The following is a 25018-nucleotide window of genomic DNA, read 5'->3' on the forward strand; positions in this document are numbered from 1 at the left end:
ATATGCTTCTACTGGGAGTATCGAAAAAAGGGTAGTTTATTTATTTGGTTTATACGAGGAAATAATATAAAAAAGTCGAATATTAAAATGATGCGAAATAATAAAAAGAAGGTACACATATGGATAGGAAATTAGGAATGTTTTTGAATACAAAATATATTGAAGTAAACGAAGGAATACAAAAAGCAAGGGAATGGGATTTAGAATATATTCAATTATATGCTATGAATCCGACTTTCAACTTAGCTAACATCTCAAAGATACAATGGAATACATTAAAAGAAAACTTATCTTTTAATGAGATTCAAGTCCCGTCATTAGCAATTAGCTTCGGAGAAAATGGAATAATAGGAACTGAAGCTGAATGTGTAATAGAGAGTTTTAAATATATTACTGATAAAGGGTTAAGGTTAGGAGCTAACATAGTAACAGCCCATATTGGGAAAATCCCTGATGATGAAAATAGTGAGTACTATGATAAAATGCTACGTGTTTGTAATGAAATAGGGGACTTAGCGTTCAGATTTGGAGGATTCTTCGCCATTGAGACGGGATCTGAAAAAGCAATAGTATTAAAACGATTTTTAGAAACTGCAAACTCGAAAGGACTAGCTGTTAACTTTGACCCAGCAAATTTAATAAGTGATGTAAATGAAAATCCGGGAGAAGGTTTATTACTATTAAAAGATTATATAGTACAAACTCATATTAAAGATTGTAAAGAAGTGAAAAGTGATCGTTCAACTAAGTATATAGAAGTCGCAGCAGGGAATGGTGAAGTAGATTTCGATATATTCTTCAAAGTATTAGATAAAATTGGATTCGACGGATATAACATGATTGAAAGAAATGATTATTTTGATGAACTGGATGGGATGAGTCAGTCGATAAATTTTGCAAAGAAGTACATACCAACTCAAAAGGAATAACGATAGTATTTGTAGAAAGCTACATAGAATATAAAAACCATTAGGGGGAAATGTAATGATCCATAAAGTAGGACAAATTATGTTATATGTAAATAATCAAGATGAGGCAGTAAATTTTTGGACGGAGAAGGTAGGGTTTCATGTAGTTGCAGAGGAAGATAATAAGCAAGGAATGAGATGGATTGAAATCGCTCCGAAAAGCGGTGCGGAAACGAGCATTATATTACATAATAAAGAAGTTATTTCGAAAATGAGCCCAGAATTGAATCTTGGTACACCGTCTTTAATGTTCTTCTCAGAAAATCTTGATCAACTATATACAGATTTAACAAATAAAAATGTTACTGTTGGAGAAATGGTAACTATGCCTTCTGGTAAAGTGTTTAACTTTGCTGATAGCGAAGGGAATTATTTTGCGGTTATGGAGAAGAACCAATAATAATATTGCTATGTGAAAATCCCCCTCAAATATATTTGAGGGGGATTAAATTTTTGAAGTGGATTTTTCATTAGAGAGTTGTTTAATAAAAAATACTCCTTTTTCAATAGCTGTCTCAATATAGCCAACGATTTGATCAAACGTAAATACTTGTAAGTCTTCATGCAAATGTTGCTTTGGATACAACATATCTTCAAAAAGATACTTTCGAAAAGCTAAAACGTTTTCTTTAGAAACCTCTTCAATATCCACAATGTGAGCCTCTTGATTGAGAAGAGAGAAAAGCTGTTGTTCTTGATCGTAATGATGAAGCAACTTTGCATTTAACAATTTAAAATCGTTATAGTACAGGGGTGCGATAGTTTCGTCATTCTCTATTCTATTTTTTAGCCAAGGTAGAAAAAATCCACTTAGCCAATTATCATCGGCAATGAGGTGGGTATAATAGCCTAAAATAAATGGGGAATCTATATGTGATTCATATTTATGAAAAAATGAATCATAATCTATTCTTCTCGTATAGTTCTTCGTTGTACCGGCATAAAAATGTGAGGTTCCTTTTTCTTTTTTTGAATGAACAGCATCAGGGGCTACAGCTCCAAGTAAGAAAGAAGTCTTATCGTGAATTGATAGTTTCTCAGCAATACCACTAGCGATAATAACATGCATAATTCGTGATCCCATGAATGCCACCTCTGTTTCCAGTATTCATTTCAGGAAGAGGACTAAACAGCTAGTATTACTTTCCCTGTACTTTTTCTACTTTCGACCCATTCATGTGCTTTCCCTGCATTTTGAAGTGGAAAAGATTTCGTAGCCTTAATTTGTAAACGTCCGTCACGCAAATAACGGAAAACTTCATTTGCAGTTTCTTGGAGCAGTTCAGGACGCTTTTTTCGTGTGGTTCCAAAGCTAAAACCGAGTATAGAGCGGCAACTTGCATGTAAATCTTTCGTTTGAAAGTTACCAATTTCACCGCTAGCATTACCGAAATGAACGAGGCGACCGTAATAAGCAAGGCAGTTTAAACTTCTTTCAGAAACCGTTCCAGAAATAGAGTCTAAAATTACATCAACCCCTTCACCATTTGTCAGTTCATTGACTTTCTCTACAAAATCTTCATCTTGATGACAAATAACATAATCAGCTCCAGCATCTAAAGCAATTTCTTTTTTTGCTTCACTTCCGACAGTGCCTATAACTGTTCCAGCCTCTAATAGTTTAGCAAGTTGAATAGCAGTAGTGCCAATTCCGCCAGCAGCCGCATGAATGAGTACAGATTCACCTTGTTGAAGCCTTGCAACATTTGCGAGTAAATTATAGCTTGTAAAAGATACGATTGGACAAGCGGCTGCAGTTTGAAAGTCAACTTCATGGGGTAATACGAAAGTAAGATTTTCATTTGCAACAACGTATTCTGCGTAAGATCCATTTTGAGGAAAAGCAATGACACGTTGTCCAGGGTGAATATTTTTCACATGAGAACCGACACGTTCTACAATACCAGTGGCATCTATACCTGGAATAAAAGGTAGTGCTTTATTTCCTTTTTTACCATAACGTGATTTAATATCAGCGAAATTTACACTAGTAGCAACAACGCGAATTAAAACTTGATCTTCTGAAATAGACGGTATATCCAAATCTGTATATTTCATCACTTCAGGACCACCGAACGACGTTACAACGATAGCTTTCATCATATATCCTCCTAAATTTGACTATATAAATTATTTTAAATCTTTATCAGAAATTGGAAAAATATATAATAGTTATGTGTGGTTATAAGTGAAGCTTATGAACTCAATGAATCATAATATTAATTTATATAAAAAAACTTTAAAAAAATCGAACGAAATATGAATTACCTGCCAATATATAGTGTAAGACAAAGGAGGGCTGGAATATGAAGGGTGAAATAGATTACGCACATTTAATCCAATTAACTTTATCAGGAAATAAAGAAGCATATAGCAAGTTGTATGATAAAACGATTCAAGAAATATATAAAACAGCACATTTTTTAATAGAGGATAAAACGGATGTAGATGATGTCGTTCAAGAAATATACATACAACTATATGAATCGCTTCGTAAGTATGATAGCGAGAAGCCATTTCGTCCTTGGCTAATTGGACTTGCGATTAAACAAATTCACTCTTATAGAAGAAAGAGGTGGATACGACTACGAATTATAAAAAAAGCAGAAGAGCAAAGAAAGTCAGTGCAAATTGATTTTTCTAACGATGTTGTAAGTAAAATATCAAACCAAAAACTAATTGAACTCATTCATAAATTACCGTATAAATTGAAACAAGTTATTATCTTAAGATACTTACATGATTATTCACAAGAAGAAGTAGCACAAATATTACATATTCCAATTGGTACTGTGAAATCTAGAATTCATGCGGCATTAAAGAAACTACGTCAAAAAGAGCAAGTAGAAGAAATCTTTTTAGGAGAGGTAGGGAATGTGAAATGAGTTTAGATTGTAGAGTTAGAGAATCTATACAAGAAGAATCGAAGGGAATTGTTGCCCCGCCGGAGTTAAAAGAAAAAGTAATTGTTCAGATTAAAATGAATCGCGGAGGGAACAAAAGGAAGAAGCGTCTTATTGCAGGAGTGCTTGCAGCAGCTCTTTTAATCCCGACGACTGGTTTTGCGTATCAATCTATTATGGCGGATGGTATATACGGATCTTTCGAGAATTTAAAAAAACATGCCGGAACGATGACATTAGAGGCGTATATGCGTTTTAGTGCAAAATTATCAGAGGCGAAAGATGAAATGGGTACGAAGGAATATGAAGAGTTTACAAAAGAACTAAAAAAATTAACAAATGCAAAACTTACGTACGGAGATTCGAACGGTAATATTGATTATGATCAATTATTACCGGCTAAAAAAGAGGAATTGAAAAAGGTGGTAATGGAGCTTCATCCGTATTTTGATAAATTAAATGGCCATAAGTCTAGTAAAGAGGTATTAACTCCTGAAGAGTATGAACAATATATGGAAGCATTAATGTCATATCAAACCGTTTTAGTAAAAACGAAATCGAGTGGGGGGATAACAATAGAAGAAGTACCTGAAGCGTACAAAGAAAGATTTATTAAAGCAGAGCAGTTTATGGAATATGTAAATGAAAAGGTGCAATAATTAGAAAAGCTCATAGCCTTAGCTTTGAGCTTTTTTATTGAAACAAAAAAGAGTGTTCAATTATACTTTTTCATATTTGCATTATCTTTTTGTATAAAACAATCTAAAAGGGAATAACCAGCTATTAAACTAATTATCGTAACAAAAGTTGTATTTATTAGAATAATATTAACTAAATAAGGTAGGTATTCTGCAAGTGGTGAAAAGAGTAGTGCTGGGGAAAAGGAAATGAATAGTGTAGGCACTGTAATAGCAATAAATTTATCCGGTTGAAAGCTCCAGTTTTGTTTACTTGTTTCGCGATTAATAGATTGAAGGAATCGTAATAAAATGCCAACTATAAGAGGGAAGAGTGTAAAGTAGAATAATCTTGGATAAACGTTAAAGTTCACTTGCGTGTCTGTATCTAAATAAAATTGAATTTTTACTCCTACAAATAATAATAAGACGATAAATAATGTAAAGCAGAGGTATAGCATCACTTTTTGCATTATATTCCACCATCCTTTACTCAAAATATATTCAAAAAAAGAAGAGATATACAATAACTACTGTTGTATATCTCTTCTTTTACTGTTAGTTAATAGTGGAGTTTGCTTTTTCTTGCTTCGTGAAATAATCAATAATGCCCATTGCACTAATTTCTATATCTAGATGTAAAATATTATAAACGGAATGATCTGATGGAACGTTTAACTTTGTAAGATGAGAAGAGATTTTATCCATTAACAAAGTTTGTAAAGCTTTAGTCGCTTCATCGAAATCATTATACTTTTCAAAGACTTCCTTACCAGTCTGAACGAAAATAGGTAGCCAATGTTCCAGTTGATTGTATACTTCTGTAACATGAGAGGATGCGCCGTAATGACCGAAATAAATAGTATCTACATCCATACTTTGAATATGATTTTTAGAAGCAATCATCGCATCTGGTTGGAATTGTGAAGGGGACGTTGATGGTAGATATAACTCTACACCAACGTTTGCGAGTTCTCTATAATAAATTCCAATTGTATCACCAGTGAAAATCCCATTTGTTAATGAATCATGAATGCTAATATGGTGCTTCGCATGTCCTGGTGTATCATAAAATGTAAGGGTGCGGTCTTTTGCAATTTTTAACGTATCACCATGTTGTACAATATGAACACGTTCTTCTTCAATTGGAAGAATTGGATCGAAGAGTTTATCGAAATCTTCTTTGTAGACAGCTTTTGCACCCAAAATAAGTTTTGTTGGATTAATCATATGACGAGCACCACGAGAATGCACATATAACGTAGCATTTGGGCACTTTTCCATCATTAAACCAGCAGCCCCTGCGTGATCTAAATGAACGTGTGTAACGATAATGTTTTTAACTGCGTTTAAATCAATATGTAATTGTTGTAAGCCTTCTAAAATATACGGAAGAGAAGGGGCTGCACAAGTTTCAATTAAAGTAATATCGTCACCTAATAAAACGTACGTACCAGTTCGTTCATTATGTTGTAAATCGAAATCATCAATCAGATATAGGTGAGAAGATAATTGCTCTACTTTTTTCATATTTACCACTCCTTATATACTGCATGTTTCTATTATACGCTAAAATAGAAAAAAGGCAGAAAACGAAGCTCGTCTTCTGCCTTTTTGTAATATTATTATTTCGTTTGTTGTTTATTAATAGACATAATGAACAGTCCAACAATCCCGCCTACTAATGGAAGCATAATTTCTCCTGCTAAATTAAAGTAGGAGCTTAAGAATAAACCATTTACATCGATTACCCAGCCAGTAACATACAATAACATCATATATAGTACGAAATAAAACTCGCGATTTGAAATCGTTTCATGTTGTGCAGTTTTCATAATGGACACCATCCTTTTCTTTTATAATGGAATATAAACTGTCACATTTTGTTCACATTTCAATTGTAAAACTTTCCATCATAAAAGTCTAGTAGTATGTGTCGAATTTTGAACGGAAATAAAGCGCTATCATTATATCTTATAAGTACGTAATAAGAGATGTATATTCACGAATGTAGTATAGTATAAACATAGAATGATAGTGAAGAGAGGGGCAAAGACAATGACAGTTTATGATTTTTCAGCTAAAACAATTACCGGTGAAGAAAAATCGTTAAAAGATTACGAAGGAAAAGCACTTCTTATTGTAAATGTAGCTAGTAAATGTGGTTTCACACCGCAATATAAAGGATTACAAGAGGTGTATGATAAATATAAAGACCAAGGACTTGAAATACTCGGATTCCCTTGTAACCAATTCGGAGGACAAGAACCAGGTACAGAAGCGGACATTACTAGTTTTTGTGAATTAAACTACGGTGTAAACTTCCCAATGTTTGCAAAGGTTGATGTGAAAGGTGATAAGGCTCATCCTTTATATACATACATGACAGAACAAGCACCAGGTTTACTCGGTATGAAAGCAGTGAAATGGAATTTTACGAAGTTTTTAATTGGAAAAGACGGGAAAGTAGTAGGGCGTTTTGCGCCACAGACGAAGCCGGTAGATTTAGAGGTTGAGATTGAGAAGGTACTTGGAGAATAATTAGGAGTTTCACTTTATTAAAAAACGTCTCAAAGAACAATGTAGTTCTTTGAGACGTTTTCTTTAAACTCACATTTTCAAGATTAAATAACTGTATCAAAGCCATCTGATTTAGGTAGAGAACCTGCTTTTTTCATAAGCACTTCCCATAAGTGTACGGATTTCTTCCATTCTGCTGCAGCCTGCCCCTGTTTATACATAGCGTTCTCATAACTGGCAGTAAGTTGTTGCATATCGGCCGAGTTGTAAAGTGTATCGATATGGAGAGCGTATTCTCGGAATGTTTGACTTTCATTCCGTGGTATGCCAATTCTCGCAAATTGTTTTAAAAGTGCACCGTAAGCTTTTTGATAAACAGCATCATTTTTTCGGTATTTATAGAAATGAATAATAAGAAATGTCCTCCATATCATTCTAGTGGTGAAGAGAATGTATCCCATAATACTAATTAGTATCGTAGAGAGGAATACGTACCACCAAGAAAAACTAGTTTGAGAATTTGTGACCTTTTTAGTAGAAGCTTCTTCTGTATTTTCTATTAAACTTTTAAGTTTTGCTTCATTATTTCGTTGTTGTATTTGCGTGTTATTAGAATTATTTGCTTCGCTATTTTGTGAAATAGGAGCAGGCGTATTATTTATAAAATTATAGGGATTAGTAAATCCTTTTGTTGGTTCGAATGGAATCCATCCGTATCCTGGGAAATATACTTCGACCCAAGAGTGTGCGTTATCGTTCGTGATTGTATAAACATCCTCACCTTCTGCAGAGGCAAGTGTATTGTCAAGAGTTCCTTCTGTATAGCCTTTTACCCAGCGAGCAGGAATCCCGGCAGAACGAAGTAGTACAATCATAGACGTCGAAAAATTATTACAGTAGCCGCTTTTTGTATCGAAAAGGAATTGATCTACATAATCTTGGCTTTTGGCAGGGAATAAGACATTCGTTGATTCGTATGTAAAAGAGTTGTCTGTAAAGTAATTTTCAATAGCTAATACTTTATCATATCGGTTGTCTTTATCATTTGTAAGATTGACAGCCAAGTCTTTTACGCGCTGTGGTAATGACTTGGGAAGTTGTGTGTACTTTGTCATAAAATAAGGATTTGTTTCTTGACCTTCATTTGTTTTTACAGCTTTCAAGGTTTCTATGGAAAACTCAGGGATCTCATATGTTACTTTATACGAATGTAAAGTAGTAGAAGAGTCTCCATTCATTGTATAAATTTTTTCTGAAAACGGGTCAACACTGTATGATACATCAGAAGCAGCCTCAACTGATACTAATCCTGCTGGATAGGTAAGGTGAGGGTAACTTTTTTGCATGGTAATTGTTGCCTCAGTCGTTTTCGTTTTTGCATTTTGTTCGTACCAGCTTACGACGTCGTTTTTATTTTTAAAAGAAATCTTTTTCGGATTTTCAGAAATTTCCCAGCCTTTTCCTGTATAAAAATCTTTTGTTTCTACTCTCCAATATTGTTTGTTTTGCGTTCGTGCTGTGAAAACAATTGTAGGATCCGCCTTAAAAGGACCGCCTAATCGCGAGTCATCTAAACCATACCCAATTGTAGAAATTTTTTGTTCTTTACTTGCTTCAGATGTGTTGAATTTTAAAAAATCCATTGGGTTTGGCCATTGAGGGCCAAATTTTGGAGCAAAGTATGCAATGGTTGCTAATAATACGATAAATATTGTAAGTGGTCTAAGTAATTTTGAGATTTCTCTAGCATAATTTTGTAAGTGTTCACGTTCTTTTATTCGTTCTACTTGAAGAAGACTAAGCATAAAAAAGCCGATGACAACAGTACGAATAATAGCGTAGTTTGCATTGTATAAATGTAAGTTATGAAAAGTTGCGATATAAATAATAGTCAATACAAGGAATAGAAACCCACGTTTTTTATGAATAATCCAAAATGAAGTGAAAGAACTCAAAAACCAAAATGAGAGAAAAAATAAAACCGTCGGAAAAACTGGGGAAATATCTAGTAAATTCCCTTGGAAAAACAGGGAGGAATTTCGTAACATATCAGAAAAGAATGTTGTTAGCCAAGATGGATTTATAAAAGCATTTTTATAATATAGGGAATGAATGATAAATAAGACTGTGACAATTTTTATAGGAATCTGCCACCTCGTTTGAAAAAAAGAGAGAGCGAAGCAAATTCCTATAAATGTTACGAAAATATCTAATCTACCTACATTTGTAATACCTATAAGAGGTCTTAGCCATTCTAGTAAAAGAAGAAATACACATGCATGCATGAAGAATCTGTTCGTATCCCACTTGTATTTTGCTTGTAATATCATCATTTGCTCACCTCAAAAAACACGTTTGTATACCGGTTTTCATAAACCGTGTTTACAAATATTTGTCGTTTTTTTAGAGTTTCTAGTATACTGAGTTCTCGGTGTGAAAGTTGATTCGCTTTTTCTTTCACGACAAAAACCATACATTTTCTATTTCTTATAGCAGCACAATCAGCCGCCTTTTGAATATCGGGAGAAAGATTACTGGTCACGAGTATAACCGTGACGGGCTCATAAATTTTTCTTAGTTCCATGTCTACACTCTGGGAGAGCGGAAATACACTGTCTGCTTGTACTTTTGCTAAATGACAAAGGATTTGTTGTAACTGCGTATCTCCATTGTCTAAAGGGAAAATAGTTTGTTCTTTTCCGATAGACACGAATGATGCTGGTGAATTTTGTTTCAAGACAGCCCTTACGATAGAGGCAGTAAATGTGACGACTGATTCGAATAGAGGAGACTCGGTTCTGTCTATGAATATCATGATATTATGGCTGCGCTGTTGTTCAAACTCTTTTGTCATAATATTGTTTGTTCGTGCAGTTGCTTTCCAATCAATCCATGAAAAGCGATCACCAGGTTTATAGTCTCTGACACCGACAGAGATTGTAGAGTCTTTTGCTGAATTTATATTTGCTGAAAGCGCTCCTTGTTCGAAATGATTTTCCAATTGTCGATACGCTATATCTACATACTGGGGATAGACTAAAAATGTATTTGGAACTGAAAAAGTTGCTTCTTTCTCTATCATGCCGAATAAATCGCCGGTTTTGACACGTACGCTTGAAAAAGTGTGCTCGCCTCTAGGGATTGTGTCAATAACATATTGAAACGAAATATTTCGTTCCAATCCTGGGAAGAGTACTACCTTATTCATCTTTATTTGTTTACAACTTATAAATTGTGGTGGCAGTTCATCTTCTATAACTAAATAAAGTAAGGGAAAAGGAAATTTTCTTTTTATTGTAATCGTGCTTACAAATTGTTCTCCTACTACATATCCATTCTGGTTTGTTATTCGCTTTACTTCAGCGTCCCGTAAAGCGTAGAAGGGGAGTAGTAGCGAATAAAGAGCAATGGGAATTATGCTGTAAAACAAAAACCAACTGACAAACCCGCCTTGAAACATAGCGTACATAAATGTTAAGACTAGGCATAAAGGGAGTAGCGATAACTTCATAACGTGATATAGCGCTCGCAGCATTCGTTTCATCAAGGGTTCATCGCCCTTTGAGTAGGCACGGTAGTTCGTGCAACGATTTTTGCGATAACTTGTTCGCCAGTTATTCCTTCAAATTTTGCTTCCATTTTTAGAATGAGCCTATGCGCTAAAACGTAAGGAGCTAAAAGTTTAACATCGTCTGGAATAACATAATTTCTGCTATGGATAAATGCATAAGCTTGTGAAGCTTTCATTAAAGCAATTGAGCCACGTGGACTTGCACCTAGCTGTATAGAACTGTACGTACGAGTCTGATTAACAAGCTTTACAATGTAATGCTTAATTGCTTTGTCCATACTTACTACCCGTACGCTTTGTTGTAAATAAAGTAATTCTTCTATTGTAGTAATGGTCTGTAATTGAGAGAGTGGATTCGTTTTTTCCATCCGGTTTAAAATTTCAAATTCTTCCTCTGGTGTAGGATATCCCATTTTTAGTTTCAATAAGAAACGATCGAGTTGAGCTTCTGGTAGAGAATATGTTCCTTCATATTCGACCGGATTTTGTGTAGCCATGACAAAGAACGGCTTTGGTAAAGGTCTTGTAATACCATCTATTGTAATATTGCCTTCTTCCATACATTCAAGTAAAGCAGATTGTGTCTTTGGAGATGTACGATTAATTTCATCAGCAAGTACAAAATTCCCCATAATTGGTCCAGGCTTGAACTCAAATTGGAGCTCTTTCGGATTATAAATAGAAACTCCTGTTACATCTGACGGCAATAAATCAGGTGTAAATTGAATTCGCTTATAATCAGCATCAATGGATTTAGAAAGAGCACGTACTAGCATTGTTTTCCCGACACCAGGAACATCTTCTAATAGCACATGACCTTCAGCTAAGAGAGCTGTCAAAACTAAGATGGTTTCTTTTCGTTTTCCGACCATTATTTTTTCAATATTATTGATTATTTTTTCTACAGTGGGATGTAATGAATCAAGCTGGGGCATCGTAATCCTCCTAATGTTATTATCGTTTTCTAATCAATTTAGTGGACATATTTCTAATTCTATATGTAGACAGTAAAGGTCTACCTTAAATTCTGAGAATATTCAGATTATTTATTTCGATTACATCTAGTATAATTGTTTCCGTAACTAAGGGCAATACAGTAAATAATGATTTGTAGTTTTATGTAAAATCAGACTCGATATAAAATAATAACATTGGGAAAAATTTTTTTACATACAATTTATACTCTTTTCCTTATAGCAGTTTTGAAATAATATCAAAACTCTTTTTCTTTTGCAAAATAGTCGATACCTCAAAATACCATTCTCCTAATAATCACGATTAACCATAACCTTCACAACGGAACAAAAGGTTTTCTCACAAACTTATTCTCTAATAAATTTTTGACAATCTCTTGAACTGTGCGAAATGTCACATCTGTATTTTACAACCTCTCTTATAGTAAGGGTATGTAAGAGAGACGTATTAAAGGAGTGAACAGTATGAAGAAAAAAACTTCAGCACTAATGAGACGTTTAAAATATTTTTCACCAATAGATCGTTATAACGATAATCATACACAAGAAACATATGAAGATCGCGAATGGGAAAATGTGTACAGAAAGCGTTGGCAGCATGATAAAGTAATTCGTTCTACACACGGCGTGAACTGTACTGGTTCATGTAGCTGGAATATATATGTGAAAGATGGAATTGTAACTTGGGAAGGGCAGGAGCTTAACTATCCGACTACAGGTCCTGATATGCCAGATTTTGAACCGCGAGGATGCCCACGTGGAGCAAGTTTTTCTTGGTACATTTATAGTCCACTTCGTGTGAAATACCCGTATGTACGTGGTGTTCTTTGGAATATGTGGCAAGAAGAATTGCAAAATAACGAGTCACCATTAGAGGCTTGGAAAAGCATTGTGGAAAACCGTGAAAAGGCACGTACGTATAAGCAGGCGCGTGGTAAAGGGGGATTCATTCGTGCGAATTGGGATGAAGTATTACAACTCGTTTCAGCCTCTCTACTTTATACAGTAATTAAATACGGGCCAGATCGAAATGTTGGCTTTTCACCAATTCCAGCTATGTCGATGTTAAGTCATGCTGCTGGTAGTCGCTTTATGCAACTTATGGGCGGACCGATGCTTAGCTTCTATGATTGGTATGCGGATTTACCACCAGCTTCTCCTCAAATTTGGGGCGATCAAACAGATGTACCGGAAAGTAGTGACTGGTATAACTCTGGTTACATTATGACATGGGGTTCAAATGTACCAATGACGAGAACACCAGATGCACACTTTTTAGCAGAGGTTCGATATAAAGGAACGAAAGTTGTTTCTGTCAGTCCTGATTTCGCTGAATCAACAAAGTTTGCGGATGATTGGATTAGTGTGAAACAAGGTACAGACGGTGCACTTGCGATGGCAATGGGGCACGTAATCTTACAAGAATTTTACGTAGATAATCAAGTGGAATATTTCACAAAGTATGCGAAGCAATATACTGATTTTCCTTTCTTTGTCACATTGAAACAAAAAGGAGATCAATTCGTTGCTGATCGGTTCTTAAATGCTTCTGATATTGGACGAGAAACGAAGTTAGGGGAATGGAAACCTGTTCTTTGGAACGAGAATACGAATGATTTTGCAACACCTCACGGCACAATGGGGTCACGTTGGGATAATGAAAAGAAATGGAACTTGCGTTTAGAAGATGAAGAAACAGGTGAAAAGATTGATCCACGTCTTTCTTTACTTGGAATGGAGGATAGTGTTCAAACTGTACAAATTCCGTACTTCTCTGATGATGGAAACAAAATATTAGAACGTACGATTCCAGTGAAAAAGGTTATGACAGAAGAGGGCGAATTGTTCGTTACAACTGTATACGACTTAACGTTAGCAAATTACGGTGTGAACCGCGGGCTTGGCGGACAAGAACCGAAAGACTTCAATGATGACATACCGTTTACACCTGCATGGCAAGAGAAAATGACAGGAGTAAAACGTGAGCTTATTATTCAAATCGCTCGTGAGTTCGCACAAAATGCTGTTGATACGAATGGTCGCTCAATGATAATTGTCGGAGCGGGTATTAACCATTGGTTTAACTCTGATACGATTTATCGCGCCGTTTTAAATCTTGTTCTTCTCGTTGGAGCACAAGGTGTAAACGGCGGTGGTTGGGCTCATTATGTTGGTCAAGAAAAATTAAGACCAGCAGAAGGATGGCAAACAATCGCGATGGCAAAAGATTGGCAAGGTCCACCGAAATTACAAAACGGTACATCCTTCTTCTATTTCGTAACAGATCAATGGCGTTATGAAGATACACCTGTTGGACATTTAGCATCACCAGTTGAAGGTAACTCTCGTTATCAACATCACGGTGATTACAACGTATTAGCTGCACGACTTGGCTGGTTACCTTCTTATCCAACATTTGAGAAAAATGGAATTGAATTATATAAAGAGGCTGTTGCTGCTGGTGCAACAACGCAAGAAGAAATCGGAAAATATGTTGCACAAAAATTAAAAGAAAAAGAACTGAAATTTGCGATTGAAGATCCAGATAACAATAACAACTTCCCGCGCAATTTATTCGTATGGCGTGCGAATTTAATTTCGAGTTCTGGTAAAGGACATGAATATTTCTTAAAACATTTATTAGGTACAACAAACGGGTTAATGAATGACGACAGTGATTCATTACGACCAGAAGAAATAAAGTGGCATGAAGAAGCGCCAGAAGGGAAGCTTGATTTACTCATTAATTTAGATTTCCGTATGGCTGGAACAGCACTGTATTCTGATATCGTCTTACCTGCTTCAACTTGGTACGAAAAACACGATTTAAGCAGTACAGATATGCATCCATTTGTACATCCATTTAATCCGGCAATCGGTTCACCGTGGGAAGCGCGCTCTGACTGGGATATTTTCACTTCACTTTCTAAAGCTGTGTCAGATTTAGCGAAGAAAATTGATCTTGAACCAATGAAAGAAGTTGTTGCAACACCACTTCTTCATGATACACCGCAAGAATTAGCGCAACCACTTGGCAAGATTAAAGATTGGAGTAAAGGTGAATGTGAACCAATCCCGGGTAAAACGATGCCACAAATTCACGTTGTTGAAAGGGATTATAAAACGATTTATGACAAAATGACTGCGCTTGGACCAAATGCCGGAAAACAACCGATTGGTACGAAAGGGATCTCTTGGTCAGCAGAAAAAGAGTATGAGCAATTAAAGAGCAAATTAGGAGTCGTTCGAACGGATTCTATCGCGAAAGGTTGTCCAGACATCAAAGAAGCAATCAATGCTGCTGAAGCGGTATTAACACTATCTTCTACAACAAACGGTCATATGGCAGTAAAAGCATGGGAAGCACTTGAAAAACAAACAGATTTAAAACTACGTGATTTAGCAGAAGAACGTGAAGAAGAATGCTTTACATTCGAACAAATTACAGCACAACCGAAAACAGTAATTACTTCTCCGGCCTTTACAGGTTCAGAAAAAGGTGGACGACGTTACTCACCGTTTACAACAAATGTGGAACGTCTCATCCCTTGGAGAACGATAACTGGTCGACAATCTTTCTACTTAGACCATGACATGATGAAAGAATTTGGTGAAACGATGGCAACATTTAAACCAATTCTGCAACATAAACCGTTCCGTAAATCACGACCTGAAGTAGAAGGGAAAGAAATTACATTAAACTATTTAACACCGCATAATAAGTGGTCGATTCATAGTATGTACTTCGATTCATTACCGATGTTAACGCTATTTAGAGGTGGTCCAACTGTTTGGATGAATAAAGAGGACGCTGCTGAAGCGGGTGTTGCAGATAATGATTGGATTGAGTGCTTTAATCGTAACGGTGTTGTTGTAGCGCGTGCTGTTGTAACGCACCGTATACCGAGAGGAATGGCATTTATGCATCATGCGCAAGATCGTCACATTAACGTACCTGGTACGAAATTAACAAGTAATCGCGGGGGAACGCATAATAGTCCAACTCGAATTCACGTAAAACCGACACATATGATTGGTGGATATGGTCAATTAAGTTATGGATTTAACTATTATGGTCCAACTGGGAACCAGCGTGATTTAAATGTTGTAATCCGTAAACTGAAGGAGGTAGATTGGCTTGAAGATTAAAGCACAAGTCGGAATGGTAATGAACCTAGATAAATGCATCGGCTGTCATACTTGTAGCGTAACATGCAAAAACACCTGGACAAATCGTCCAGGTGCTGAATATATGTATTTCAATAACGTAGAAACGAAACCAGGTATTGGTTATCCGAAACAATGGGAAGATCAGGAGAAATATAAAGGCGGCTGGGAATTGAAAAATGGTGAAATTCAGCTAAAATCCGGTTCGAAAATGAAACGTCTTATGAATATTTTCCACAATCCAGATCAACCAACGATTGATGATTACTTTGAACCTTGGAACTATGATTATGAAACGTTAACAAATAGTCCGCAGCGTAAGCATCAGCCAGTTGCTCGTCCGAAATCAGCAATTACAGGCGAATTTATCGACAAAATTGAATGGGGTCCAAACTGGGAAGATGACTTAGCAGGCGGACATATAACTGGATTGCAAGATCCAAACGTAAAGAAAATGGAAGAAGAAATTAAAACAGATTTTGAAAACGTCTTTATGATGTATTTACCACGCATATGTGAACATTGTATGAATCCATCTTGCGTATCATCTTGTCCATCTGGTGCGATGTATAAGCGTGAAGAAGATGGAATTGTTCTTGTAGATCAAAATGCATGTCGCGCATGGAGATTCTGCGTATCATCTTGTCCATATAAAAAAGTGTATTTTAACTGGCAAACGAATAAAGCTGAAAAATGTACAATGTGCTTCCCACGTATTGAAGCTGGTATGCCAACAATTTGTTCAGAAACATGTGTAGGACGTATCAGGTATATTGGAGTAATGCTATATGACGCTGATAAAGTAAAAGAAGCAGCTTCTGTTGAAGACGAAAAAGATTTATATGAATCGCAGCTTACTGTTTTCCTAGATCCAAATGATCCAGAAATAGCAGCTGAAGCGAAAAAACAAGGCATTCCTGAAGAATGGATTAAAGCAGCACAACAGTCACCTATCTATAAAATGATTATCGATTGGAAAATTGCTCTGCCTCTTCACCCGGAGTATCGTACAATGCCGATGGTTTGGTATATCCCTCCGCTTAGCCCAATTATGAACATGGTGGAAGGGAAAGGTAGTAACTGGCAAGCAGAAGAGGTTTTCCCTGCAATTGATAATATGCGTATTCCAATTCAATATTTAGCGAATTTACTCACTACAGGGGATGAATCACACATTCGTCTTACATTGAAAAAAATGGCTGTTATGCGAACATATATGAGAGCACTGCAAATTAATAAAGAGCCAAATGAAGCTGTATTAAAAGAACTTGGTTTAACGAAACAGGATGTAGAAGATATGTATCGTCTTCTTGCCATTGCGAAATATAAAGATCGCTTCGTTATCCCGACATCTCACCGTGAACAAGTGGCAGATTTATATAGCGAACAAGGAAGCTGTGGTTTATCATTCACAGGTGGTCCAGGCTCTTGTATGACAATTTCTTAAATAAAGGGGGCAGAAAATTATGAGACAAAGTTTACAAACAGCTTTTTCTTGTTCTTCTTTTCTTCTCTCCTATCCTGAACTAGGGTGGAGAGAAGCTGTAACTGAATTGCAAGAAGAGGTTGAAACAATAGAACAGGAAGACGTTAAAGCGTCACTTACAGCCTTTATAAAGCAAGCGCTAGATAAAACGAATGATCAACTCATTGATAGTTACGTATATACATTCGATTTTGGTAAGAAAACAAATATGTATCTTACTTATATGAACACTGGTGAACAAAGAGAAAGAGGTATTGAATTACTGGAGTTAAAACAGCATTATAAAAAATCTGGTTTTGAAGTAACAGATAAAGAATTACCTGATTATTTACCGCTATTGCTTGAGTTCTTTGCAAATGCAAATGAGATAGACAGTGAACCAATTATGAGTAAATACACGGAGAATATACAAGCGTTACACGTTCAATTAAAAGAAGCAGACAGTATGTATGAACCAATTCTTGCGGCTGTTCTACTCGCTATCGAAACATGGGGTGTACAGACAAATTAGAAAGGAGAGTTGTTAAAATGATGGATCAATTTCTATGGGTATTGTTTCCCTATATCATTTTTGCAATCTTTATCGGTGGACATATTTTTAGATACAACTATGATCAATTTGGATGGACATCAAAATCTAGTGAACTATTAGAAAAGAAAATGCTCCGACTCGGAAGTCTATTATTTCACTTTGGGATCATGTTCGTAATTGGCGGTCATGTTATGGGGATTTTAATTCCAGAAGCTGTATACCGTTCAGTAGGTATTTCTGAGCATGTGTACCATGTAGTAGCAATTAGTTTCGGACTTCCGGCAGGTGTTGCTTCTATTATCGGTTTAATTATATTAACGTACCGCCGCGTAACTGTAAAACGTATCATTGCAACGAGTACAAAGGGAGATTATATTGCGCTTATTTTATTACTTATCGTAATGCTAGCAGGACTTTCTTCAACATTTTTAAATATCGATTCAAAAGGATTTGATTATCGTACAACGATTGGCCCTTGGTTCCGAAGTCTCTTTATTTTCCAACCGAAAGTTGAATATATGATGGAAGTACCAGTATGGTTTAAAATTCACATTCTCGCAGGGATGGGGCTTTTCGCAGTGTGGCCATTTACAAGACTTGTACATGTATTTAGTGCCCCAATTAAATATGTAAGCCGTAGTTATGTGATTTACAGAAGACGTATTCCTAATGAGTTGAAAAAATAATACTGCTGTAAACGGATAGGAGCTAATGGTTAAAACGAAACGAGGTCTAATATGGAAGGCCTCGTTTTTGTTTACATAGGGAATAAACGTTAATAAGTAGTTTAAATTGAAAAAAGATTAGCATCTAAATAAGATGCTAATCAATGCTACAAACAGAAGCAGAGCAATCTTCACAAGCAATTTCACATTTTAAAAATTGTAAATCGTGGATTGTAATCTTTCCTTTATGAATTGAAATTGTACCTTGCTTTTTTAATTCATTTAACATTCGATTTACACTTTCACGTGAAGTTGCACAGAAATTAGCGAGTTCTTGATTCGTTAATGGTAAATCGATGAGAATACCATTTTCTTTTAATACACCGTAACTATTTGTCATTCGTATAAGAGTAGAGTACAGGGCACCTTTTTTGCCGTGTAATACTAAATCTCGGAACTTCGTTTGCATTCTTCTTAAATGTTCACTAATCCATTTCATAAATTCAAATACAAGAGCGGGTTTTTGGAGTAATGCTTTTTCTAACGCTTCACGTTTTATTACACCTACTTCAACATCTTCAAGACATTTTGAGTTTAATAAATATTTTGCATTATCCGTGAACAATGTTAATTCTCCAATAATGTCATATTCCGAACAAATTCGAAGTGTTAATTCTTGTCCGTCAGCACTAAGTTTACTAATTTGTACTTTCCCTGAGTGAATGATATAGAGTTCTGTTGCCTCCATACCTTCTTGAAAAATAAAACTACCTTTTTTTATCTGCATTTTATATTCAACAGATGCAAGTAATTCTTTTAAATCTTGAGATAATGTCATACTGTTTGCCACAGTGATCACCTTTCTTCTTATAAGCAATACATTTCCTATTTTGAGTGTAAGTATGATGAAAATGCAAGAGCTATTTAAAAATAAATTGAAATTTCAATGACCGTAAGGAGGAGTGGCTAAAGATGTGAACAAAATGCGAACGGATTTGTGAAAATTTTTTGAATGGGGAAAGTGATGTGAGAAAAGTCACATTGAATATGTAGCTTCTTTTTTATAATGAAGGAAAATAAAAAAATGAAAGCTTACTAAGGATTGCAGCAGAAAAGAAGGGATAGAGATGCACGAGAATATGAAAGATTCTTTAAAGCGGCCACTTCAAGATTTACGCATTTCAGTTATTGATCGTTGTAATTTTAGGTGCATATATTGTATGCCTGCTGAAGTGTTCGGACCTGATTATGCTTTTTTACAGGAAGAGTGTTTATTAACATTTAATGAAATAGAAAGGTTAGCGAGATTATTTATAAGTATGGGAGTTAATAAAATTAGGCTTACTGGCGGTGAACCTTTATTGCGTAAAGACTTACCGAAGTTAATTGTAAGACTTACAAATCTAGAAGGCTTAAAAGATATTGGACTTACAACAAACGGAATTCATTTAGCAAAACAAGCTAAGGCGCTAAAAGACGCGGGATTAAAACGTGTAAATATTAGTTTAGATGCGATAGAGGACCATGTCTTCAAAAAAATTAACGGAAGAAATGTAAGTACAAAACCTGTACTGAAAGGAATAGAAGCAGCAAATGCTGCTGGATTAGAAGTAAAGGTAAATATGGTCGTAAAAAAAGGGATGAATGATAGTCAAATTCTTCATATGGCGCGTTATTTTAAAGAAAAAGAAATTCAGCTCCGTTTCATTGAGTTTATGGATGTAGGCAGTACAAACGGATGGAATTTTGAAGAAGTCATTACGAAGGAACAATTAATAGAGAAAATTAATCGTGTATATCCAATTGAGCCCGCTCAGCTTCGTTATTTTGGAGAGGTTGCGAAATTGTATCGATATGTAGGGAGTAATGCAGAAGTTGGATTTATTACTTCTGTTTCTGAGTCATTTTGTTCTTCTTGTACGAGAGCTCGTATTTCGGCAGACGGCAAGTTTTTCACATGCCTATTTGGAGCGAAAGGAACGGATTTGCGAACGCTTCTTCGAGAAAATATTTCTGATGCATCACTATTAAAAATTTTAAATGATACATGGCGATATAGAACAGATCGATATTCAGATGAAAGAACGGTTGAGAATACAAGTAAACGTCCAAAAGTTGAAATGTCTTACATTGGTGGATAGTGAAAGGAGGATTTCTTATGCAAGAGCGTTATTCAAGACAAGTGTTGTTTTCTGGAATTGGTGAAATGGGACAAAGAAAAATAAGAGAAAAGCATGTGCTCCTAATCGGTGCGGGTGCGCTAGGAGCTGCGAATGCAGAAGCACTTGCTAGGATGGGAATTGGGAAATTGACAATTGCTGATCGTGACTACGTCGAATGGAGTAATTTACAGCGGCAGCAGTTATATACAGAAGAAGATGCGCAGCAGTGTAAACTAAAAGCAATTGCAGCAGCAGAACATGTAAGAAAGATTAATTCTGAAGTGGAAATTGTACCAGTTGTAACAGATGTCACAATGCGAGAAATAGAAGAGTTAACAAAAGATGTGGATCTCATATTAGATGCGACTGACAATTTCGATACGCGTCTACTTATAAATGACATTTCACAAAAAGAAAATATACCTTGGATATATGGCGGATGTATTGGGAGTTACGGTGTAACGTATACAATTCTTCCTGGGAAAACACCATGTTTTCGCTGTCTAATGGATCATCCTATGGGCGGTGCAACATGCGATACAGCCGGAATCATTCAGCCAGCTGTACAAATGGTCGTTGCTCACCAAGTTACAGAGGCGATGAAAATATTGGTGGGTGATTATGAATCATTAAGAGGGACGATGTTGTCATTTGATATTTGGAACAATCAATATCTCTCATTAAAAGTAAATAGACAGAAGAAAAGTACATGTCCTTCTTGTGGGAAATCACGAACGTATCCAAGCTTAATATTTGAAGCGCAAATGAAAACGGAAGTGTTATGCGGACGGAATACAGTTCAAATCCGTTCAGGAATAAAGAGAAATCTTAATTTAACCGAAATTCAAAAACGATTACAAAAAAGTGTACATGTCAAAAAAACGCCTTACTTACTATCATTTCTAGTTGATGAATATCGTTTTGTTTTATTTATAGACGGTAGGGCATTTATTCATGGGACAAATGATGTGAAAATAGCAAAACGATTATACGCCAAATATATAGGATGAACAGAAAAATCGTTTTTTCCTTATTAAAACGAGGTGAAAAAGAATGTTAGATAAACGTATACCAATTCCAGTAGCAGAAGCAGTTGCTCGTGTAATGAAATATGCCTACCAAGGTGAAATGGAAAAGGTTTCTCTTATAGAAAGCTACGGTAGAACACTTGGAGAAGATGTTATTGCAGATCATGATGTTCCGCATTTTGATCGCTCTCCATACGACGGGTTTGCGATTCGAGCGGAAGATACAAAAGAAGCGAGTAGTAGTAACCCCATTCAATTTGAAGTAATTGGCGAAATTGGAGCAGGCTTTGTTTTTACAGAAGAAGTGAAAGAATTTCAAGCTGTCCGTATTATGACAGGTGCCGCAATTCCGGAAGGGTGTAATGCGGTTGTTATGTTAGAGCTAACGGAAGGATTTGAAGAAAACGAAAAGATTTATATGGTATTAAAACGCTCTTTCTCTTCTGGCGATAACATTTCTTTTAAAGGAGAAGATGTAAACCAAAATAGCATCCTTGTGAAAAAAGGGACTGTTATTAATCCTGGAGTAGCAGCGCTTCTTGCTACGTTTGGTTATAGTTCCGTACATGTTATAAAACAGCCGGTTATTGGAATTGTAACAACAGGAAGCGAACTGCTTGAAGTACATGAACAATTAAAGTTAGGGAAGATTCGAAATAGTAACTCTTATATGATTGCTGCTCAAATTGAACGAGCCGGCGGAGTTGTACAGTATTATGGGCAATTCGCTGACGATTTAGAGACGTGTTATAACACTGTAAAAAAAGCGATGAAAGAAGTCGATATTTTAATTACAACTGGTGGCGTTTCGGTAGGAGATTATGACTATTTACCTGCTATTCATAAGAGGTTACAAGCTAATATACTTTTTAACAAAATAGCGATGCGACCAGGAAGTGTGACAACTGTAGCTGAGGTAGAAGGAAAACTACTATTTGGTTTATCTGGTAATCCTTCTGCTTGTTATGTCGGATGTGAGTTATATGTTCGACCAGTCATTGGAACATATTTGCATAGGAAAGATCCACACATTTATCGTGCAGAAGCAATTTTACAAAAAGACTTTTCGAAAGCAAATCCGTTTACTCGTTTTGTAAGAGGGAGAGTGGAATTTGTAGATGGTCAATTACAAGTTACACCAGTTGGTTTAGATAAATCTAGCGCAATTTCTTCACTTGCAGAAGCGAATGCATTTATCGTTTTGCCGGGGGGAACGAGAGGATTTGAAGCCGGAATAATCGTTTCGGTACTGTTATTAGAATCAAACGTCGGAAGTGAGTGGCCGTGGGATGAACCGCTTCGATCATATAAATAATAGAAAATAGATTGCTAACTTATACAAAGATAAGAGGTGCAAAATGACACATACGTATTATGAAGTAATTGATACACCTATTTCAATTGAGGAAGTTACAAACAAAGTAATTCGTCGTGAGTGTGGCGCAGTTACTACTTTCGTTGGTACTGTTAGAGAATTTACGAAAGGGCGTCGTACGCTACATTTAGAGTATGTAGCATATAAAACAATGGTAGAAAAACAACTTGAGAGAATTGGTACTGAAGTAGGAGAGAGGTGGCCTGGGACATTTGTCGCCATTACACATCGCATTGGTACATTACAAATTTCTGATCTTGCTGTTGTCGTCGCTGTTTCTACACCACATCGGAAAGCAGCCTATGAGGCGAACGAATATATTATGGAGCGTATAAAACAAATCGTTCCAATTTGGAAGAAAGAATTTTGGGAAGATGGTGAATCATGGGTTGGTGATCAGTTAGAGAATGTAGCATATGAGAATGGTGAGCCTGAAGAGGAGATGAGAATATGATTGAAGTACTATTATTTGCACATTTACAAGAAGAAGTAAGTAAGCCAGCATTACAAATCGATTGTGAAAATATTACAGTTGCTGAACTAAAGAAGGTACTCATTAAGAAATACAACGTAGCGATTTCAAATGAAATCATGGTGGCTATAAATGAAGAGTATGCAAATGAGAATGACATCATTCAAACTGGTGATACTGTGGCGATGATTCCGCCAGTAAGTGGTGGTTGATTCTTTTCGACCTAATCATGTTACGACGTGATTAGGCTGGAGAGAATGAATATAACTATGCATACATAGGAGGGAACAGGATGAAAAGTCCTAATTTTCAATTAAGTTTACAAACTTCTAATCTAATTATAGGTTTTATGGTATGGGTCATTTTATCATCATTAATGCCTTATATTAAAGTGGATATCCCATTAACTGCGGGGCAAATTTCTATGGTCACAGCAGTACCCGTTATTTTAGGTTCTGTTCTTCGCATTCCAATTGGTTATTGGACAAATCGTTTCGGAGCAAGAAAATTATTCTTTATTAGTTTTATTCTATTATTACTTCCTGTCTTTTATATTAGTGTTGCCAATTCTATGATGGATTTAATTATTGGTGGATTATTTGTAGGAATCGGTGGTGCTGTATTCTCTGTAGGAGTAACTTCTTTACCAAAATACTTTCCGAAAGAGAGTCATGGTTTTGTAAATGGTATTTACGGTGTCGGTAACGCCGGAACAGCAATTACTTCATTTTTAGCGCCTGTTATCGCAACTTCAGTTGGCTGGAGAACGACAGTACAATGTTATTTAGTTTTACTTGCAGCATTTGCACTTATGAACTTTTTATTAGGTGATCGTAGGGAGAAAAAGGTGAATACACCATTAATGGAACAAATAAAAGGTGTATATAAAAATGAGAAACTTTGGTTTTTATGTATCTTTTACTTTTTAACATTCGGATCATTTGTCGCATTTACAGTATACTTACCAAACTTTTTAGTATCTCACTTCGGATTAGAGAAAGTAGATGCTGGTATGCGAACTGCAGGATTCATCGTACTCGCAACAATTATGCGTCCGATTGGTGGTTGGCTCGGCGATAAGTTTAATCCATTTAAAATATTAATCTTCGTATTTATCGGTTTAACACTTTCAGGTATTATTTTATCATTCATGCCTAGTATGAACGTGTATACATTTGGTTGCTTACTAGTCGCATTTTGTGCAGGCATTGGTAATGGTACAATCTTTAAACTCGTTCCAATGTACTTCTCAGAACAAGCAGGTATTGTAAATGGACTCGTTTCAGCTTTAGGTGGACTAGGAGGGTTCTTCCCGCCCCTAATTTTAACATTACTATTCCAACTAACAGGCCATTATGCAATTGGATTTATGGCATTATCAGAAGTCGCACTTGCTTGTTTAATCATTACAGTGTGGATGTATAGTCAAGAAAAGCTGTTAGTGATGTTAAAGAATCATTAATAAGGAAAAAGAACCATCCCAAAGTATTTTGGGATGGTTCTTTTAGTAATAGGCTT

At 35.9% G+C, this 25018-nt stretch carries 24 protein-coding genes; 15 read left to right on the forward strand and 9 right to left on the reverse strand.

Annotated elements, in window-relative coordinates; genetic code table 11:
- Positions 1-119: 119 nt before the first annotated feature.
- Together N2V80_RS10280 and N2V80_RS10285 are read left to right on the forward strand one after the other, a co-directional pair.
- A complete protein-coding gene (locus tag N2V80_RS10280) occupies positions 120-929 on the forward strand; it encodes a sugar phosphate isomerase/epimerase family protein (protein WP_000375221.1) in 810 nt (269 codons plus the stop codon).
- Positions 930-984: 55 nt separating this feature from the next.
- A complete protein-coding gene (locus tag N2V80_RS10285) occupies positions 985-1368 on the forward strand; it encodes a VOC family protein (RefSeq protein WP_000581467.1) in 384 nt (127 codons plus the stop codon).
- Between the two features lie 45 nt (positions 1369-1413).
- On the opposite strand, the gene N2V80_RS10290 is transcribed toward N2V80_RS10285, so the two are convergent.
- Complete coding sequence (locus tag N2V80_RS10290; RefSeq protein ID WP_000535630.1) at positions 1414-2052, reverse strand: zinc dependent phospholipase C family protein; 639 nt, start codon at positions 2050-2052, stop codon at positions 1414-1416.
- 41 nt (positions 2053-2093) lie between these two features.
- The gene (locus N2V80_RS10295; protein WP_061655338.1) at positions 2094-3068 is read right to left on the reverse strand and encodes a quinone oxidoreductase family protein; all 975 of its coding nucleotides are present in this window, start codon (positions 3066-3068) and stop codon (positions 2094-2096) included.
- A 206-nt stretch (positions 3069-3274) separates the two neighbouring features.
- Here N2V80_RS10295 and N2V80_RS10300 point away from each other — a divergent pair, with 206 nt between their 5' ends.
- Together N2V80_RS10300 and N2V80_RS10305 are read left to right on the forward strand one after the other, a co-directional pair.
- Positions 3275-3853 (forward strand): sigma-70 family RNA polymerase sigma factor, encoded by a 579-nt coding sequence (locus tag N2V80_RS10300; protein WP_061655337.1) that lies wholly within the window; start codon positions 3275-3277, stop codon positions 3851-3853.
- Positions 3850-4530, forward strand: coding sequence for a DUF3600 domain-containing protein (locus N2V80_RS10305; protein WP_061655336.1), 681 nt, complete (start codon positions 3850-3852; stop codon positions 4528-4530). Before N2V80_RS10300 ends, N2V80_RS10305 begins: the two co-directional genes overlap by 4 nt.
- A 56-nt stretch (positions 4531-4586) precedes the next feature.
- On the opposite strand, the gene N2V80_RS10310 is transcribed toward N2V80_RS10305, so the two are convergent.
- The 3 genes from N2V80_RS10310 to N2V80_RS10320 all read right to left on the reverse strand — a co-directional run bounded on the left by N2V80_RS10310 (position 4587) and on the right by N2V80_RS10320 (position 6383).
- Entirely contained in the window at positions 4587-5021 is a 435-nt protein-coding gene (locus N2V80_RS10310; protein WP_001174543.1) for a hypothetical protein, read from the reverse strand.
- A gap of 85 nt (positions 5022-5106) precedes the next feature.
- Positions 5107-6078 carry an MBL fold metallo-hydrolase gene (locus tag N2V80_RS10315; protein WP_061655335.1) on the reverse strand — a complete coding sequence of 324 codons (972 nt, stop codon included), beginning with the start codon at positions 6076-6078 and terminating at the stop codon, positions 5107-5109.
- 95 nt (positions 6079-6173) lie between these two features.
- Positions 6174-6383: a DUF3925 domain-containing protein gene (locus N2V80_RS10320; protein ID WP_000844984.1), complete on the reverse strand. Its 210-nt coding sequence runs from the start codon at positions 6381-6383 to the stop codon at positions 6174-6176.
- Between the two features lie 223 nt (positions 6384-6606).
- On the opposite strand from N2V80_RS10320, the gene bsaA reads away from it, so the two are divergent.
- Entirely contained in the window at positions 6607-7089 is a 483-nt protein-coding gene (gene bsaA / locus N2V80_RS10325; RefSeq protein WP_000219434.1) for a glutathione peroxidase, read from the forward strand.
- 83 nt (positions 7090-7172) lie between these two features.
- Here the strand turns inward: bsaA and N2V80_RS10330 are convergent, their stop codons facing one another.
- From N2V80_RS10330 to N2V80_RS10340, 3 genes are read right to left on the reverse strand one after another with little or no spacing between them, the layout of a single operon-like run.
- The gene (locus N2V80_RS10330; protein WP_061655334.1) at positions 7173-9401 is read right to left on the reverse strand and encodes a transglutaminase TgpA family protein; all 2229 of its coding nucleotides are present in this window, start codon (positions 9399-9401) and stop codon (positions 7173-7175) included.
- Positions 9398-10612 carry a DUF58 domain-containing protein gene (locus tag N2V80_RS10335; RefSeq protein WP_000827545.1) on the reverse strand — a complete coding sequence of 405 codons (1215 nt, stop codon included), beginning with the start codon at positions 10610-10612 and terminating at the stop codon, positions 9398-9400. The genes N2V80_RS10330 and N2V80_RS10335 overlap by 4 nt, the downstream gene beginning before the upstream one ends.
- Positions 10612-11574 carry an AAA family ATPase gene (locus N2V80_RS10340; protein ID WP_001135817.1) on the reverse strand — a complete coding sequence of 321 codons (963 nt, stop codon included), beginning with the start codon at positions 11572-11574 and terminating at the stop codon, positions 10612-10614. The genes N2V80_RS10335 and N2V80_RS10340 overlap by 1 nt, the downstream gene beginning before the upstream one ends.
- A gap of 504 nt (positions 11575-12078) precedes the next feature.
- On the opposite strand from N2V80_RS10340, the gene N2V80_RS10345 reads away from it, so the two are divergent.
- The 4 genes from N2V80_RS10345 to narI are packed head-to-tail and all read left to right on the forward strand — an operon-like array spanning position 12079 to position 18484.
- Positions 12079-15762, forward strand: coding sequence for a nitrate reductase subunit alpha (locus N2V80_RS10345; protein ID WP_000730780.1), 3684 nt, complete (start codon positions 12079-12081; stop codon positions 15760-15762).
- On the forward strand, positions 15752-17227 hold the full coding sequence (gene narH, locus N2V80_RS10350) for a nitrate reductase subunit beta (RefSeq protein WP_000692665.1): 1476 nt from the start codon (positions 15752-15754) through the stop codon (positions 17225-17227). The genes N2V80_RS10345 and narH overlap by 11 nt, the downstream gene beginning before the upstream one ends.
- A gap of 19 nt (positions 17228-17246) precedes the next feature.
- Entirely contained in the window at positions 17247-17777 is a 531-nt protein-coding gene (gene narJ, locus N2V80_RS10355; RefSeq protein WP_001249923.1) for a nitrate reductase molybdenum cofactor assembly chaperone, read from the forward strand.
- Between the two features lie 17 nt (positions 17778-17794).
- Positions 17795-18484, forward strand: coding sequence for a respiratory nitrate reductase subunit gamma (narI, locus tag N2V80_RS10360; protein WP_061655333.1), 690 nt, complete (start codon positions 17795-17797; stop codon positions 18482-18484).
- Between the two features lie 136 nt (positions 18485-18620).
- Here the strand turns inward: narI and N2V80_RS10365 are convergent, their stop codons facing one another.
- Entirely contained in the window at positions 18621-19313 is a 693-nt protein-coding gene (locus N2V80_RS10365; protein ID WP_000013866.1) for a Crp/Fnr family transcriptional regulator, read from the reverse strand.
- Positions 19314-19590: 277 nt separating this feature from the next.
- Here N2V80_RS10365 and moaA point away from each other — a divergent pair, with 277 nt between their 5' ends.
- The 6 genes from moaA (at position 19591) to narK (ending at position 24962) form a co-directional block, all read left to right on the forward strand.
- Positions 19591-20604: a GTP 3',8-cyclase MoaA gene (moaA, locus tag N2V80_RS10370; RefSeq protein WP_061655332.1), complete on the forward strand. Its 1014-nt coding sequence runs from the start codon at positions 19591-19593 to the stop codon at positions 20602-20604.
- Positions 20605-20621: 17 nt separating this feature from the next.
- Positions 20622-21635, forward strand: a complete 1014-nt coding sequence (locus N2V80_RS10375; protein WP_001158126.1) for a molybdopterin-synthase adenylyltransferase MoeB — start codon at positions 20622-20624, stop codon at positions 21633-21635.
- 43 nt (positions 21636-21678) lie between these two features.
- Entirely contained in the window at positions 21679-22968 is a 1290-nt protein-coding gene (locus N2V80_RS10380) for a molybdopterin molybdotransferase MoeA (protein ID WP_000884819.1), read from the forward strand.
- A 43-nt stretch (positions 22969-23011) separates the two neighbouring features.
- Positions 23012-23482: a molybdenum cofactor biosynthesis protein MoaE gene (locus tag N2V80_RS10385; protein WP_061655331.1), complete on the forward strand. Its 471-nt coding sequence runs from the start codon at positions 23012-23014 to the stop codon at positions 23480-23482.
- Positions 23479-23712 carry a molybdopterin converting factor subunit 1 gene (gene moaD, locus N2V80_RS10390; protein ID WP_000573682.1) on the forward strand — a complete coding sequence of 78 codons (234 nt, stop codon included), beginning with the start codon at positions 23479-23481 and terminating at the stop codon, positions 23710-23712. Before N2V80_RS10385 ends, moaD begins: the two co-directional genes overlap by 4 nt.
- Positions 23713-23792: 80 nt before the next feature.
- The gene (gene narK, locus N2V80_RS10395; protein WP_000841858.1) at positions 23793-24962 is read left to right on the forward strand and encodes a nitrate transporter NarK; all 1170 of its coding nucleotides are present in this window, start codon (positions 23793-23795) and stop codon (positions 24960-24962) included.
- The last annotated feature ends 56 nt before the right edge of the window (positions 24963-25018 follow it).

The sequence above is a fragment of the Bacillus sp. FSL W8-0640 genome (genome assembly GCF_038007725.1).
Lineage (GTDB): Bacteria > Bacillota > Bacilli > Bacillales > Bacillaceae_G > Bacillus_A > Bacillus_A cereus.

Bases quoted from the DNA above. Each gene is read 5' to 3' on its own strand.
- N2V80_RS10330 (WP_061655334.1), bottom strand. From the start codon at position 9,401: ATGATGATATTACAAGCAAAATACAAGTGGGATACGAACAGATTCTTC.
- narJ (WP_001249923.1), top strand. From the start codon at position 17,247: ATGAGACAAAGTTTACAAACAGCTTTTTCTTGTTCTTCTTTTCTTCTC.
- N2V80_RS10375 (WP_001158126.1), top strand. From the start codon at position 20,622: ATGCAAGAGCGTTATTCAAGACAAGTGTTGTTTTCTGGAATTGGTGAA.
- N2V80_RS10310 (WP_001174543.1), bottom strand. From the start codon at position 5,021: ATGCAAAAAGTGATGCTATACCTCTGCTTTACATTATTTATCGTCTTA.
- N2V80_RS10335 (WP_000827545.1), bottom strand. From the start codon at position 10,612: ATGAAACGAATGCTGCGAGCGCTATATCACGTTATGAAGTTATCGCTA.
- N2V80_RS10345 (WP_000730780.1), top strand. From the start codon at position 12,079: ATGAAGAAAAAAACTTCAGCACTAATGAGACGTTTAAAATATTTTTCA.
- N2V80_RS10315 (WP_061655335.1), bottom strand. From the start codon at position 6,078: ATGAAAAAAGTAGAGCAATTATCTTCTCACCTATATCTGATTGATGAT.
- N2V80_RS10340 (WP_001135817.1), bottom strand. From the start codon at position 11,574: ATGCCCCAGCTTGATTCATTACATCCCACTGTAGAAAAAATAATCAAT.
- moaA (WP_061655332.1), top strand. From the start codon at position 19,591: ATGCACGAGAATATGAAAGATTCTTTAAAGCGGCCACTTCAAGATTTA.
- bsaA (WP_000219434.1), top strand. From the start codon at position 6,607: ATGACAGTTTATGATTTTTCAGCTAAAACAATTACCGGTGAAGAAAAA.
- N2V80_RS10285 (WP_000581467.1), top strand. From the start codon at position 985: ATGATCCATAAAGTAGGACAAATTATGTTATATGTAAATAATCAAGAT.
- N2V80_RS10320 (WP_000844984.1), bottom strand. From the start codon at position 6,383: ATGAAAACTGCACAACATGAAACGATTTCAAATCGCGAGTTTTATTTC.
- N2V80_RS10385 (WP_061655331.1), top strand. From the start codon at position 23,012: ATGACACATACGTATTATGAAGTAATTGATACACCTATTTCAATTGAG.
- N2V80_RS10305 (WP_061655336.1), top strand. From the start codon at position 3,850: ATGAGTTTAGATTGTAGAGTTAGAGAATCTATACAAGAAGAATCGAAG.
- N2V80_RS10280 (WP_000375221.1), top strand. From the start codon at position 120: ATGGATAGGAAATTAGGAATGTTTTTGAATACAAAATATATTGAAGTA.
- N2V80_RS10290 (WP_000535630.1), bottom strand. From the start codon at position 2,052: ATGGGATCACGAATTATGCATGTTATTATCGCTAGTGGTATTGCTGAG.
- N2V80_RS10295 (WP_061655338.1), bottom strand. From the start codon at position 3,068: ATGAAAGCTATCGTTGTAACGTCGTTCGGTGGTCCTGAAGTGATGAAA.
- N2V80_RS10380 (WP_000884819.1), top strand. From the start codon at position 21,679: ATGTTAGATAAACGTATACCAATTCCAGTAGCAGAAGCAGTTGCTCGT.
- narK (WP_000841858.1), top strand. From the start codon at position 23,793: ATGAAAAGTCCTAATTTTCAATTAAGTTTACAAACTTCTAATCTAATT.
- moaD (WP_000573682.1), top strand. From the start codon at position 23,479: ATGATTGAAGTACTATTATTTGCACATTTACAAGAAGAAGTAAGTAAG.
- narI (WP_061655333.1), top strand. From the start codon at position 17,795: ATGATGGATCAATTTCTATGGGTATTGTTTCCCTATATCATTTTTGCA.
- N2V80_RS10300 (WP_061655337.1), top strand. From the start codon at position 3,275: ATGAAGGGTGAAATAGATTACGCACATTTAATCCAATTAACTTTATCA.